Origin of the sequence: Bremerella volcania (genome assembly GCF_007748115.1) — a bacterium.
GTDB classification, from domain to species: domain Bacteria; phylum Planctomycetota; class Planctomycetia; order Pirellulales; family Pirellulaceae; genus Bremerella; species Bremerella volcania.
On record NZ_CP036289.1, the window covers coordinates 3,446,743 to 3,462,248 of the forward strand.

The 15,506-nt window shown below is 52.7% G+C and carries 9 protein-coding genes; 1 reads left to right on the top strand and 8 read right to left on the bottom strand.

The features are described from left to right. Positions 1 to 97 precede the first annotated feature (97 nt). From Pan97_RS13870 to Pan97_RS26285, 8 genes are all read right to left on the bottom strand, one after another. Complete coding sequence (locus tag Pan97_RS13870) at positions 98 to 1,564, bottom strand: DUF1501 domain-containing protein (RefSeq protein ID WP_144973472.1); 1,467 nt, start codon at positions 1,562 to 1,564, stop codon at positions 98 to 100. Beyond that, positions 1,561 to 4,203 (bottom strand): PSD1 and planctomycete cytochrome C domain-containing protein, encoded by a 2,643-nt coding sequence (locus tag Pan97_RS13875; protein WP_144973474.1) that lies wholly within the window; start codon positions 4,201 to 4,203, stop codon positions 1,561 to 1,563. The genes Pan97_RS13870 and Pan97_RS13875 overlap by 4 nt, the downstream gene beginning before the upstream one ends. A gap of 395 nt (positions 4,204 to 4,598) precedes the next feature. Then, a complete protein-coding gene (locus Pan97_RS13880; protein ID WP_144973476.1) occupies positions 4,599 to 5,519 on the bottom strand; it encodes an alpha/beta hydrolase in 921 nt (306 codons plus the stop codon). A gap of 96 nt (positions 5,520 to 5,615) precedes the next feature. Further along, complete coding sequence (locus Pan97_RS13885; protein WP_144973478.1) at positions 5,616 to 7,139, bottom strand: sulfatase-like hydrolase/transferase; 1,524 nt, start codon at positions 7,137 to 7,139, stop codon at positions 5,616 to 5,618. A gap of 466 nt (positions 7,140 to 7,605) precedes the next feature. Beyond that, on the bottom strand, positions 7,606 to 9,000 hold the full coding sequence (locus Pan97_RS13890) for a DUF1552 domain-containing protein (protein ID WP_144973480.1): 1,395 nt from the start codon (positions 8,998 to 9,000) through the stop codon (positions 7,606 to 7,608). A 55-nt stretch (positions 9,001 to 9,055) separates the two neighbouring features. Then, the gene (locus Pan97_RS13895; protein WP_144973483.1) at positions 9,056 to 11,575 is read right to left on the bottom strand and encodes a DUF1588 domain-containing protein; all 2,520 of its coding nucleotides are present in this window, start codon (positions 11,573 to 11,575) and stop codon (positions 9,056 to 9,058) included. An 80-nt stretch (positions 11,576 to 11,655) separates the two neighbouring features. Next, positions 11,656 to 13,545 carry a hypothetical protein gene (locus Pan97_RS13900; protein WP_144973485.1) on the bottom strand — a complete coding sequence of 630 codons (1,890 nt, stop codon included), beginning with the start codon at positions 13,543 to 13,545 and terminating at the stop codon, positions 11,656 to 11,658. Between the two features lie 145 nt (positions 13,546 to 13,690). Next, entirely contained in the window at positions 13,691 to 13,831 is a 141-nt protein-coding gene (locus Pan97_RS26285; RefSeq protein ID WP_165698750.1) for a hypothetical protein, read from the bottom strand. Positions 13,832 to 14,212: 381 nt separating this feature from the next. On the opposite strand from Pan97_RS26285, the gene Pan97_RS13905 reads away from it, so the two are divergent. Further along, entirely contained in the window at positions 14,213 to 15,376 is a 1,164-nt protein-coding gene (locus Pan97_RS13905; protein WP_165698751.1) for a substrate-binding domain-containing protein, read from the top strand. Positions 15,377 to 15,506: the final 130 nt, after the last annotated feature.

Genomic DNA, 15,506 nt, shown 5'->3' on the forward strand with positions numbered 1-15,506 from the left:
ACACTTCCTTGAAAAGTCCGCTCCCAGAGAGCATTCTCTTTGCAGACTTGGGCAACCGACTTTTCCTGAGAGGTTTACTCTCCTTAATACCGTACAGTTAGCTGATTACCTCGCCAATCACATGCCCGAAGTCTCTCTCCAATCGCTTTCTTCCAGGCACATGCATCGCACGAGGGTCGAGACCGAGTTGGTGCAAAACGGTGGCGTGAACATCCGTGACGTAATGTCGATTCTCCACCGCATGGAAACCTAATTCATCGGTCGCCCCATGGGCCACACCCCCTTTGATACCTCCGCCAGCCATGGCGATCGTGAATCCATATGGGTGATGGTCTCGTCCATCGGCGCTTTGCGAACCAGGCGTCCGGCCGAATTCAGTCGCCCAAACCACAAGCGTCTCGTCGAGAAGCCCACGCCGCTTCAGATCCTTCAGGAGTGCCCCAAGCGGTTGATCGATTTGCTTGCAGAGCTTGGCGTGACTCGCCTTGAGGCCTTTATGGCTATCCCATTGTCCAGCCCCGCCATTGCTTCCATGATAAATCTGTACAAACCGCACTCCACGCTCGACCAAACGCCGGGCGGCGAGTAGCTGCTGTCCAAAAGTCTTCGTTTCCTTTTGTTCAATCCCGTAGAGATCCGTCGTCTCTTGAGTTTCATCTGAGAACTGAACAACCTCCGGCACGGCCGTTTGCATGCGATAGGCGAGCTCATAGGAACGAATCCGAGCAGCCAGGGCATCATCGTCAGGGAAGTTGTCGGCAGTGAGTCCGTTCAGCTTGCGAAGGAGTTCAAATTGACCGATTTGCTCCTCCTGAAATGTCCCTTGCGGAGGCTTAGCATATGGAAGTGGGTTCGCGGGGTCGATATTCAACGGAACGCCATCATATTGAGGTCCAAGATAGTTCGCCCGATGACACTCTCGCCCTCCGCAACAGTCGGCAACCGGTGTCCCCATGACGACAAACTGAGGCAGATTATCATTGATTGAGCCTAGCCCATAATTGACCCATGAACCGATCGTCGGAAAGAATCCTTCGACGCGATGCCGCCCAGTATGAAACTGTAGCTGCGCGCCGTGATTGCTATCTTCAGTCCACATGGATCGGATTAAACAGAGATCGTCGGCCCGGTCGCCAACATGCGGTAGCCAGTCACTGATCTCCAGTCCACTCTCGCCCCGTGGAGTGAAGCCGATCTGCATGGGAAACAGCTTATTGCGGATAAATCCATTATTCGGATCGAATGCCACGACCCGTTCGTTTTCCAGAAACGAAGACTTCAGGACGGCGGCATGAGGAGTCTCTTCAATCGTCTTGCCCGCATATTTGTTGAGCGCCGGCTTCGGATCAAACGTCTCCAGGTGACTCGCTCCTCCAATCATGAACAGCCAAATTACACTCTTCGCACGAGGCGCTATCTGCTGCAGTTGGGTTCCGGCAAAGCCATCGTTTGCCAGCATGGTGGAAAGGGCGATACTGCCGAATCCCAGGCCTAGATCATTGAGAAACTGACGACGAGTAAAGCCCTCGGTGGGCAGATCGATTTGGCGGGTGTAATGGCTCATCGGACGGTCACAAAGTCGTTATGGTTGAAAAGAACGTGCACGAGGTTTTCACGGGCACGTTGGGCTGAATCATCAGCCGCAGGCACCCCAGCCTTCGCGCCACTAGCAATCGGGGTTAGCTCTCCGGAATAACTTAGCCGCTCTGTCTGGCTTACCAGAAACTCCTGACACGCTGCGAGTTCCTCAACGGTACAGTCTCGACAAAGAATGGATTCAAAAGCCGCGCGAATAAAACCCTCTGCCTCGGGAACCTCGCCACTAAGCCGAGCAGCTAAGCGGCGCGATTGCTCGACAACCAATGAACTATTCGAAAGGGCCAGCGCCTGCTGCGGGATCACGCTTTGAGACCGCCGATAGCACTCGTTTGGCGCAGCGGCATCAAACGTGACGAGCATCTGCATCTGCTTTTCGTAAGCATGGCGAAAATAGAGGCTGCGGCGATAAACCTTTTCCCCTTGATCGAAATCAATGTCGGGACCTCCTAGCGTTCGATCCAATCTACCAGCCACATGCAGAACGCTATCGCGGATGCTCTCGGCATCGAGTCGCTGAATATTTGACCGCCAAAGCAGTCGGTTATCGGGATCCTGCGCTCGATTAGCCATGAATTCCTCACCAGAAACGCTCGATGCACGACGATAAGCGGCCGAGGTCAAAATCAATCGATGCAGATGCTTCATGCTCCAATCACTTTCCATGAACTCGACTGCCAACCAGTCTAGGAGATCAACGTGTTCGGGCTTGGGCGAGCGTAGGCCGAAGTCGAATACGTTTTCTACCAGTGGTTCACCAAAGTGACGCATCCAGATGTGATTCACGGCCACGCGTGCGGTGAGCGGGTTGCGCCGGTCGGTAATCCAGCTAGCCAGGGCGGAACGCCTGCCGGTACTCTTTGGAGGATAAGCGGTACCGATCGACGAATATTCGATAGCATCAAGGCTGTTCACTAGACGCTCGGCTTCCTCCCGCTTCTTCATTGCCTCGTTGACTTCTTTCCGCGATTTCTCCACCGCTGCTTTCTGTTTTTCGTCGGTTTGTGGGCTTGACTCGGCTTGCGAAAGCGATTGTTCCTTAAGAAGCACCGTATGTCTCGCTCGTTCCAATTTGGCAGTGTTTTCAGCCATAGCGGCTCGTTTGGCAAGCTGCTGCAACTTCACTGAATCCGCATCCTCGGCATACTTCGCCCGATCGGCTGCCCAGCGAGCTTTCAGCGATTCATACTCAGCAGTCGCGGCAACCAAGTCTTGCTGGTGTACCGACTTGTCGGCAGGGTCCGTGGTCTCGGCAATCTTCATTTCGCTGGCTTTCACCTTGGCTGCCGCTGATTCCAATTGTTCCTGCTCAATGAACTCCTTGAGACTCGGATAGACAGCGAGTGGCGGCAAATCGATTGGATGCGGTTCGTACGGCAATTCGATCACCTCAGGCACACCGGGCTCCACGGGATGCTCTTTGTCAGGATGCTTCTCGTTACCGGCGATGTACACGTAGGTAGGCTCGTCAGGCTTCGCGTCGTAAGCGCGGACTAGACCTTGCTTGACGAGATCCGCCTCACCGGGCAGTCGTTCGGTGCGTACCTCATGCGGCTCGAAGACAGCCCGCATCGCGTAGTATTCAGACTGCCCGATCGGATCGAATTTATGATCGTGACAGCGTGCGCAGTCGATCGTCATTCCGAGGAACGCCTTGGCGGTATGCTCTACTGTGGCATCAAGCCAAATATTCCGATTGCTTTTATGATAGTTTCGGGCCAAATAACCAGTTGCTCTCAGGACGTTTTGATCCGTAGGAGCAATCTCATCTGCCGCCAGCATTTCCCTAATCATGCGGTCGTACGGCTTGTCGGCATTGACGGATTCAACAATCCAATCTCGCCACCGCCAAATATGCCGCTGACTACCACGGAGTTCGTTTTTATAGCCGTCCCAGTCGCTATATCGCCAAACGTCCATCCAATGTCGCCCCCAACGCTCACCGTACGCCGGATCGTCGAGTAGTTCATCGACCAATTTTTTCCATGCATCAGGCGAAGGATCGTCGAGAAACGCGCGTTGCTGGTCTGCCGTCGGGGGCAAACCAATCAAATCCAAGTAAACCCTACGCACCAAGGTAGACCGATCGGTGTGGGGTGCGGCGGATAACTGATGATCTTGGAGATTCGCAAGCAGAAATGCATCAACCGGATGCAACTCGCCCAATTCGTTCTTGACTCGAGGTAGTTCAACCTTTCGCGGCACTTGGTAGGCCCAATGCTGCCGCGGGTCCGGGGGTATCTCTTCTGTTTTGGGAAACTTCGCTCCACCTCGTATCCATGTCGTCAATAGGTCAACCTGCCCAGGCGTTAATGGCTCGCCCTCACCATCAGGCGGCATGCGCAGATCGAGATCGGCGGTTTGAATACGACTAAGTAGCAAGCTCTCGGTTGGCTTCTCTAAATCAATGACGGGACCAGTCGCTCCACCAGAGTGAATCAGCTGGCCGGCATCAAGCCGCAAATCAGACTCCTGCTTCAGCGCCCCGTGACACGCGAAACACTTCATGGCAAGGAGCGGCTTGATTTGCTCTTCGTAGAAGCTTTCATCAGCCTGAACAGGCAGACTAAAAAGCTGTAACACAAACGCTGCGAGGAGAAGTCTCATGGCATCTCGAGGTTGAGACAGGTGCGGGTGGGACAGCCGTGATATCAGGTCATATCACGACTGTTCGCTGATGATACCCGAAATCGCTCCGAGAGGCGAAACGATTTTTTTAACAATCAGCGATTCCCCGGAAAGTTAGCGTGATTCCACTCTCCGATCATCACCCAGAAATAGATCCCGTAATCGAGTAAGATGCAGCGGGCGAAGCAATTCAAGGGACGTAACTTCTCCAAACTACCGCCTAGCCGACGCCCTCTCTGAGCAACCAAATGTTGGTCAATGGACCTTTACTTTCTAACAACTGGAGTGTTTTGAAGAACCGTTATCGAGCAAAACATAGAGCAGTGACAACACCGAAAGGGTTACGGCAGCACAAAGTCTCGACGCATAACAGCTTATTGGGCCGGCAAGGCTCCGGACCGGCGGAAACTTTCGGCATGGAATTGAACAAGTTCCAGGCCACGTTTGTCGTAGATCTTCTGAGCGCTATGCGGGGCTCCTGCCACGATAATTCGCTCGAAAGGAATTCTCAGCGACTCGAGAAACTTCATGTACTCCAGGTTGTTGTTGTAGTTAAACCCTTCGGTGCCGACGTGCAACATGATGCGTAATGGGGGCTCTTTGCTTTCGGCATAATTTCGTGCCAGATCCCAGGTATTGTCGCCGGGGGCGAAGACCAGGTTTTCACTCTCGCGACCGTTCTCTTCCGAGATTCGCTTCTCGGTTTCGTAACCCGATCCCCCTGGAGCAGCCGAACAGAACAGGTTGGGATGTTTGAACATAATCCGTGTTGTTCCGCGACCTCCTTGCGAGAAACCTTCGAGGCCACGCCCTTTGCGATCGGCAATGGTGCGATACGTCTTGTCGATAAATGGGATCAGTTCATAAACGAAGACATTCTCACCCATCGCGTTCTCACGGTCGGCAAGATTATAGTGGCTCACTGGACCACCGTTGACGAACACATAGATCATGTCTGGCGCTTCCGAATTGGTCATGTAGCGTTGGAAATAGTTCGCCAGCCCAATACTCTTGGCCTCACTTCCTGGTCGGCCCCCATGCAAGTAGTAGACGACCGGATAGCGACGATCCGTATCCTTTTCGTACGATGGTGGCAGGTAGATGCAGTAACCCACATCCTGCTTCATCGATGGGCTCTTAAAAACGCCATGCTGCACACCGGGTGGCAACATACGAGGTGGATTGACCCAGTTGAATGGCGGTGGTGTCTTCTTCTTGGCGTTCTGCGCCACTAAGTCCGTGATTTGCAGTGCGAGCAACAGCATTGCGATACCAAGAAGTATGATTCGACGCATTTCTTCCCTTCTTCCTAAGTTCAAGGGTATGGTGTTCAGGTTGTCTAACCCTAATTTGTAGCAAGCTGCGTTTGCAAGCGGACATTGCAATATCGTCTATTTGGGTTCGGCGGCTTCGTACCCACCAACAATCGCTTCAGGTTCATTGGGATCCAATTTCCAGAGTGGCGGCGGAATGAAGCCGGCCTGCCCGATCCCGTACGGAGGGACCGCATCCTTAGGTTGTAGTGCTCGGTGTTCGATCAACTGCCTGGCTAGTTGATTAACCTTCTTCGGCCTCTGTTCTTTTAGATTCGTCGTTTCGTTCAGATCTTGCTCGAGATGAAACAGATGAACTTGATTTGAACCACTTCTCAACTGCTTAACGCTAGTCAAATGAGGACCATTGACCACCAGCTTCCATCCCTTATCGATGATTGCCAGGTGTTCAGAAGATGCTCCTGATTGTCCGTGATACGAAAACCAAGGCCTGTCAGCAACGGTCGACTCGGGTGCCGCAAGAACTGAGGTCAGATCTATGCCATCGATGGGCTTCTCCGTGAGATCGGTACACTGTCCACCAGCAATTGCGACCAACGTCGGCAAAAGATCGATGTATCCGCAGACGACATCGGTCGATTGCCCGGCCTTGATCTTCTCTGGCCAGCGAACGCACGCTGGCACGCGAATTCCTCCTTCAAACACAGTAAGTTTTGAACCTTTCAGCGGTTTGTTTATGCCTCGCAAGTTGCCCACGCCGCCATTGTCGCTGAAGAACCAAACAATCGTATTGTCGGATTCTCCGGTGGCATCCACGGCTTGTAAGATACGCCCGATACCTTCGTCCATTCGGCCGATCATCGCCTTATAGATTTCTCGATGCTTTTCATCTCGGCCGTTCACTTCCGATAAACTGCCATAAAGTTCGACGGCGTCGTCTGGGGCCTGATACGGAGAATGGGGTGCATTGAATGGCACATAACAAAAATACGGAGCGTCTGAAGTAGCGGACTGTCTAATCCACTTCGTTGCAGCATCGGCAATCAGGTCGGTTGCGTATCCCATTTCATCGGACGAATCGTATCCGACGTGCCAATCGCGCACGCCATCCCTAGATAGGTCAAAGTAATCAATCGCACCGTTGTAATGCCCATGGAAATAAGTAAAGCCCTGTGACAGTGGATGCCATTTCGCGCGGCGATGACCTAGATGCCACTTGCCAAAGACGCCCCGATTCTCGTAGCCAAGAATCGACAACATCTCGGGAAGGGTTACTTCCGAAGTTGGCAGGCCAAAGTCTCGGTAAGGTGGAATCACGGCTCGGGCACAGCCGAATCGAATCGGATAGCGTCCGGTCATCATGCCGGCCCGCGTCGGAGAACACATCGGCGCGACGTAAAACCGGTTCAACGTAATTCCACTGGCAACCAGGGAATCGATATGCGGCGTCTGGAATTCCTTGTTATGGTAGCCGACGGAGTTCCATCCAAGATCATCCGCAAGGATCACCACGATATTGGGCAACTGACTAGGCGCTGCATCGCTCTTATTCGAGCCTGCGGAAGACAGTTCGTCGGCCAAAACATTGCCGGAAAGCAGACCAATTAAGATTACGAATGTACGACCAATACGTAGCAGCATGAGGGGACATCTCGCAGGAAGAGTTCGAATGGCGAATCTCTATTGTAAATGCCTCGCGGATCACTGCCATGCAATTGCCCCGTTGGATATCTGATCAGGCGAATGCCGCTTGCGTCTCTTGGTTGACATCGTCGAAACCTCCTTGCCAAAATCGGCTGAAAGACTTCATAACGAGTGGATCAGAATTTTGATAGCAGGCCAGAAACGACAGTACCCACCGTTCCCGACGTGCCGCGTCCGCGACAGCCCAGAGCCATTGGCTTCGCGGAGATGTTGGATGATCTCCTCGGGCGTGAATCGTCTTCTGGGCATAAGAAATCTCCCTTCAAATGAGCATGCATTCGGCAAAAACTAATTTACCGAATGGATGCGGCTGAAGGGGGCAGGTCAAGGCCCGGGGATGCCTGCTGAGGAGGTTAGCCAGAAACGGTCTCTACCAAGCGAGAACAGCCAACCATTGTTGCCATTAAATCAAGAATCGTTGAATCGGCCCTTTTTGATCGAGATGCTGGAGCCCAACGTCAAGCGAACCGAAATGTTCGACCCCGTTGCCATAGGCATTAAGAATCGTTGTGTACCAGTTGCCTAATGTTTTGTGTCCCTCTTGCCCGTAATTCGGAAGTCGGATGTAACGCCTCCCAAGGTCTAGTCGGCAGTTATTGCCGGCCATCACGATGAATGGGAATTCTGTCCCGTGCGAGTGATGTGTTTCGCCTGAGTCTGGGAAGTAGAACAGCATCGTGTTGTCGAACATGGTCCCACTACCTTCAGGAATGCTCTTTAACCTCGTAACAATTCGTTCGACTAGCGTCATATGATGATGACGACACCGGGCTCGGATCTCCTCGGCTTCAACTCCTCCTATCGATTTGCCATGCCCGATATCGTGCATGTTTACTTTCTCGCCTTCGAGTCCAGGTATACCTGTATATTCGTGACCGAGTTCATCCACGGTGAAGGCCGCAACATTCGTCAGGCCAGAAATTAGCGAACCTAGAAGGACTTCGGTGTGGCCGATTTGACGATCGAACGTGCTCACATCTGGACTCAAATGCTTCGAATCCAACTCGGGAATATGTCGGCGGATCACATCGGCCATGGCATCGATTTTCTCATTTCGTCCGCGAATCTCTTCAATTGCCCCCGAGTAATTCGCGATCTTAGCTTTTTCATGCCCCTCGAGTCCACGAGCCTGCGCGTTCTCATTGCTGGCAATGAATTTCAATAACATACGATCCAGTTGATACTGGCTTTGCGTCGATTGATCCTTCGCAACCGACTTGAACAATTCCGCCAAGGCAATCTTGGGAGATCCATAGGCATAGTTTGGTTGCTGCGGACCTCGTGCAGAGAAGCCTTGGGCGATTCCATCGAGAGAACCTCGGGCATTACCTCCTCCAAGAGGAAAGCATGCCAGCTCAATATGACCGACAGGCGATGGAAACAACTTTGCCAGTTCAAAGTCAACAGTCGCCCATTTGATCGAACTAATCCGTTCATTGGCTTTATAAACGCCAAGTGACGAACACCATGAATGGTGTCCGGTCGTACACATTTTTCCCGAGAGTCCTTGGAGGATAGTCAGGTTATCGACGTGATCAGCGAGTGGACTCATCCAGTGCGGCAACTCGTGCCCATCCAAATCGACCTCAAACGCCTCTTTGCGTGACTCCTTCTCCATCAGCTTATCATCGAAAGATGGTGGGACCATGACTTTCGGAAACAAGCCATTACCGCGATGCATGAAGATGAACCGCGTAGGGGGTCGAACGTCCGAGGCAATCAGGCGCGACGGATTCATCATCGCCATAACGCCCACACTGAACAGGCTTGTTTGCAAGAAGTCGCGTCGTGATGTCATCCTTTACTCCTGAATCGTATGAATGCGGCTCATGCTGACCGAGCTGGTCAACACTCTAGGAAGGCTTTCGGTACATGAAGGAATCGGAAGTCAACAAGGAAATGATGACCGCTTTAAAGCTTCCACCACTGGAGACATAGGCTCGATCGGCATCGATAAGTGTCTGCGAGTCCGATAGCATTTCGTTGCGTCCCAGGTAAAAGCGGAACGCATGGCGAATAATTGACTGCCGTACTTTTGCCGATTCGGCCAAAAGATCGATCAACTCGAACGCATCAGCGACTTCACCATCTAGCTTGGGGTCTCCCGTGCCGATCAATTCACCTTGAGAGACAATCGGCGCGGTCTTGTAGACGTCGAAAGTCGATTTTCCATTACCCGATCGAATCAAGTTCTCCGCATTCTCAAGAGGTTCGTGCGTCCGAAAGCGTCCGAAGTCATCAAAGACCTCAAACGCAAAGCCGAGCGGGTTCATCTGCTTATGGCACTTCCAGCATTCGCTTTGCTGCGTCACCATCTCGACACGTTGACGAAACGTCTTGTGAGGATCTTCCGGAACTTGGGCGTCAACGGTGATCGGTACGTCAGGCACGCGACCTGCCAATAACTTCTCCCGAACCCAACGACCTCGCTTGATCGGATCGGTATGAAAATTCGACGAATGAGCAATGAGCCAGGCTGGGTGGGTGAGAATGCCTTTGCGATGTTGGATCTTGAAAGGTTGCTCAGGCGGGTAATCCCAAAATTCCTTTGGCGCTAGATCGCTGATATATTTCAACGATCTCCAACTACCGTAGCGCCCAATGACGGGAGTTGGCGGCAGATTGTAAAACGGCGCATGATGAAAGTAGTAACCATGTGCCCAAGGGACGGTGGTAAATGGGTTACGTCCCTGGCCGAATGACTCTTCAAAATAGTGCATATAGTTGACGAGTTCCCCCGGTCGGGATGCATCCTTGATACGCATCGCTTCGTGCGATTTCAGAAAATCTAGATTTTCGTCCAGGACTCGCTGGGGATCTGTCTTCCACTCCGTGTCTTTGAGGGCCTCGTAGACCTCGCGCCACTCCCTGAGAACCTTACGACCTGTTTCGTTGTCTTTGTCGTGGTAAACGAAGAACTCGTCAAATGTCAGCAGGTTCTCGAAAACGTTCTCATCTTTTTCGACGTGACGAGTAACGATGCGATCTGCCTCCAGAATGAGCCGACCTGGCGTACCCTGGCTGCCCCGGTCGGGATTCATATACTTCCCTTCGCTGCGGCCGCTGTCCTTGAAAACTTTCAACGCGCCTGGGTAACCGAAGAAGTCACGGAAGAAGCGGACGATCCGGGGATGCGACGTCTCGTTCGATTGATAGTGTTTGCCGTTGAGCGAGGGATCAATTTGTCCTCGATAGAAATTGTCATCATTGAGAAGCCGCGTCACTTCGCGGCGATAATCCTCATGGGTCGTCAACCGCCCTTGCTGAGCGGCCTCGATTAGCTTCCGATCAGGATTTCTATCACCAATTGCGTATGATATGGCATACGCGGCTTCGCGTGGAGAGAGCTTCATTCGGCCGTATTCGTCTGCCGGGCCCTCACCAAATTCAAGGCGGTATAAGAATTCTGATTCCAGGAGGACAGCGGTCAGCATCTGTTGCAGTCCTACCGTGTTGCCGCTCAATTGGATTGCTTCCTTGGTGAGCACCAGGTAGCTGTTCACCTCATGTTGTGTCGCAGGTCTCTGCAGAACCAATCCAAACTGTTTTTGTATCGCGTCGATCAAATCTGTATCGGAGGGAGTGGAATCATTCAGAATGATAGCCTCGAATTCTCCCGGCGTTGAAGGAGGCAACCATCGATCTTTCTCATTGGGAAATTCATTGGCCTCCATCTCCTTATTCAACACGCGGGCGCGGTGAGTCTGCTTTTCCGAAACCCACTTCGCGTTGTCGAGCATGACCAGAAGGTGGCCAGCGTCGAGCGTGGACAAGTCGAAATCGCGGACGCCGGAACGCTCGGGCAAGATAAATGGGTTCGTCACGCCATAAAACGCCCTGCCCTGCTTCGAATAAAAGTCCCGTTCGCGTCCCGACAATTCAAAGAGGTCAATCACGCGCTCATGAAAGATCTGCGGTCGCACGCGCCAGCGTCGTGCCGGCGTGTAGGCCTTGTCGGTGACCTCACCAGAGAAGAGTTGTTCATGGTCGACTAGGTTGCCATTGCCTAGATATGGAAGTCTTGCATCTAGCTGGGAAACGCCATGCCCCTGCAGTTCACCACGCATCCAATCAGCTAGTCGTTTATGATCGCCAAGTGCAAGTTGATCCGAATCCTCGGGCGGCATCAGTCCAAAGAAGAGCTGATCTTGGGCACGGTTCAATAAGCTGAGCTGTGTTTCGACGTTGAGCTGATTGAGGTTATCGAAGCGTACGCCACCTTCACTAGCATCCTCACCATGACAGCCATTGCAATGATTAGCCAACGTGGCCTGAACTTCTGTGGGTACAGGAATCGATGCACTAGGTGCCGCCTCGGCAAGCTGCGATCCGGACAGCAAAACAATGAGTGCCGTGAGTGAAAGAGTTTTCATTGGTTGCCTAATCTTCTATTATGCGCGGAATGTTGCAAGGTGCTTTGAACCTCCGCGACATTCGTTTCGGTGGCAAAGCCTCATCCCTTCTGAGCTGATTCGAGGACAGCTTTTGCTTCTTCAATTCGCCGCATCTCGTCTTGTTCGCGGAGAGCTTGGATGATCTTGCCCCGGTCTCCTCGAGAAACTGGCAGCTCCGTGTCCGCACTAAGCACACCCTTGGGAACAAATTCCAACGCCCAGTCGTCACTCCGCTGCGTAGCGAATGGAAGATCCAGATTTCCGATCGCTTGCAAATTAGCTAGTGGATTTCGACCCCATGCATAGCGAAAGTGAAGCGGATTAGGGACCAGCGGGCTGGTCAATATGAGCTGACGACGATCGTATTGCGTTCGCCCTCGGTCGTCCTGACCTTTGACCGCATAGGTAACGTTTGCCGGATGAAACCTGCGGTCCTCTCCTGCAATCGCAAAGCCCTGAATTTCCCCTTCTTCTGGGTCTCCGACCTGGGTGTCAAATGTGAGGCGCAGCTCATTGCTGGCGGTCTCTGTGCCGTCCAGCATGGGTGGCTTCCATTGGAGCTGCCGATCAAATCCATACTGTGTTGCCAAGGCCCAGCGGGCAATTCGCTCGCCGGCCGGCACCTTGAGCTGCGGATGGTACCATCGCCGACGGAGATCATACGTACTTACAAAACCGATTTGCTTGTCATCCGCACGGTAAAGATCCAAAAACGTTTCGTACTGTGCGGCACGTATGTAAACGCCAGCGTCAAACATCATTTCGCAGTAGTTGTCACGCGTTTGGGGATCACCGGCGGTACAGAGTGAGAGTATGCCAAATGGCATGTCAGGCGTATTGAAAGCACTTCGCCATGCCTTGATCATCTCCGGAAAGACATCGCGATACATTTCTGCCCCCGTGGAGCCATCAAAAGCGTTATTGAAACCTTGGTGGAAAATCGCTCCCTTGATCGAGAGTCCGGCCAACGGCGCGATCATTCCTGCGTAACAATTGCCGGGATAGTTGGCATCGCCAAGAGGACCAACTCGCAAATCGTTTGGAGCTTCCAGTCGATCGGCTGGGATTTCCTTTCCTTCTTCACGCTGCTTTTCCAGCCAATTGTTGTGCTGATCGATGCGTTTGTTCAGGTCATCCTCTGCATCCCACTCGGAAACCTTAATATCGAACTGCGACAGCTTGGCCTGGGTAGCTTTGCTATCGAGTGAGCGAAGCACACTCATTGGAGTCCACGTCTCGACGGTGGTTCCTCCTCGACTGGCATCGATCACGCCAATTGGAATGTTGCTGGCCATATGAATTCGACGGGCAAATACATAGCCGATGGCCGACAACTCGCGTGCGATCTCGGGCGTGCAGACATCCCAGTCACCCTTGCGAAAGTGGCGACTTGACCAGTCGCTCCATTGATGAAGACGGGCGAAGCTCTGTTTTTCTTCCGGGCCTTGGTCGTGCGGAATCGACAGAATCCGGATCAAGGGAAAGTTTGCCGACGCAATTTCCAGCTGCCCATTCTCGACCTTCGCCAACTCAAATTCCATATTGCTTTGACCACCGAGAACCCAGACGTCGCCAATAAGTAGATTATCGAGCACAACTGTCTCGCTCTCACCGCGGACCGTCATCCTTTGCGGAGCACTGTTGGCAGCCATGGCGGTAAGGGAAACTTTCCAAGCGCGGTCCTTACCAGCCGTTGTTGTCGCCATTTCGTCTGCAAAGCTGACGGTGACTTCTTCGCCAGGTTTCGCCCATCCCCAGATGTGGATTGGTTTATCACGTTGCAGAACCATATTGGTCTGGAACAAATTACTCACGCATAGTCCATCACCAATCGCGGGGACATCAATGACGTCCTCGCGCGGCATTTTCTGAGCGAGTAACTGTTGCGTGAAGATGATGATGATCCCCAGAACGATGGAAACCATCCATTGCCGGATTTGTGTCTTCATAGGAACGGTTTATTGAGTTGAAAACGAATGGGAGGGATTTTATTGGTCGACGGAAAGTTGCGAGAGGATAACGGGAGGTGGAAATGACGCGATTCAACCTACGCCAGGAAGCTCTTGGCTAACAAATATCTTGACAGGTGAGTGCTCAAGGAGGGGGGACGTCTCCGTCGTAGATGATGTCGTAATCAAATGCCAATCCATTCTCGGTGACATTCAGGGCATCCCCGATCTCGTACAGCTTGTACTCGGAAACGCCCATCATTTTGGATTCGTTGTTCAATTCCATAGAGCCTGTTTCAAAACCTTATTACGGCTGCGATTGTCATCTCGAACGCTGCCGCTTCGTCGGCGTGCATCGACGAATCTCGTGGATTCGCCTGCTCCGGCCTCCTTGCATCAGGCATTCGACCTAACAATCTCGCTCTCGAAAACGGTTTTGAAACCGGCGCTAGAAGGAAATCCGTTCGACCGGTTCTCCATCTGATTTTCCAACGGCTACAAACCTGATAGGAATAAACGACAGATGTCGGAACGAGGTGTATGGATTTATTTGGGACGATCCCTAGCGAGAGCATGGATTCGGCAATGCAAAAAAACATACATAGACTAATATTAATCGTTGCGAACCTCGTTTTCAGGAAAAAGATCCTCGTTTTCGGGAATGCTTATGAAAGGCAATACACGTCGAGTTGCCCTCGTTCTAGAGCTTGACTGGGCCTACAAACGGCATGCCAGCGTATATGCGGGGACGCAGCAATACTTTGACGAACAAGGCTGGGAGTCCGTCATCGACGAGTATGCGCTCGACTCACTACCTTCACGCCGCGGTACGGCGATTCCGTATGATGGCGTTATCGCCAGGGCAACGAAGTCGCTGGCCCAGCGCTGCGACAAGTTGAACGTCCCCTTGGTGAATGTATGGAGTAGTTCGGCCTTGCGTGACGAGATTCCCGGCGTTTACCCCGATTATCAAGCGTCCGGAAGACTGAGAGCCGAACACCTGCTTGCCCGTGGACTTTGCAACTTTGCTGTTCTCGGTTCCCGCCGAGACTCCGCTGACTATCTCGAAATGCAATCGTTCGTCGAAACGATCCGCGACCAAGGCCATGCCTGCGAGGTTGCCTGGATGTCGCGAATGTTCTCGGACTCACTATCCCAGTGGCGGACCTTCAACCAAACGATTGCGACCTGGATGGATAAGTGGGAACTACCCGTCGGTACATTTATCGGGGCGGACAGCGTCGGGCGAATTGTCGTTCAGAAATGTAAGGAGCGGGGTTGGCGCATTCCAGAAGACGTCGTGATGATTGCCGGTCGAAACGAGGAAACGCTTTGCGAAAGTCCGCGTCCTTCCATCACGAGCATGGAAATGGGGTATGAACGCGTGGGATATGAAGCAGCCAAGCTCTTACATCGCTTGATGAATGGCGAGCATTTGCTGGAAAATACCGTGCATGTTCCGCCTCAAGGAATCGTCGTACGGGAGTCGACTGACTTCCTTATCACCGAAGATGAGTTGATTGCTGCGGCTTTGTCTTTCATCGCTTCCAATAGCCATCGTAGAATTGGCCAAGACGACGTCGCCAGGGCACTGAGCGTGGAAACACGGACATTGCAGAATCGATTTCGGAAAGTCTTGGATCAGTCCATCGCGGCTACCATTCGCAGAGTCCGGCTGGAACGTGCCAAGCGAGAACTGGTTCAGAGCAATCGTTCATTGAAGAATATCGCCCGGGACGCTGGGTTCGGTTCCGCCATGCGCATGTACGACCTTTTCAAACGCGAGTTAGGAATGACCCCAACCCAGTTCAGAAAGCAACGCCGTCTCTGAGCACTGTGAATTCCGAGCCCGGGTCGGTCTCCACGTGAGCGAGTCGAACCCTTCGCGAATAATCAGGGGTTACCAGAAACGTTTCCTCTCGCATGGACAGCCTCTCTCTGGCATTCGATTCCGCTGAAAC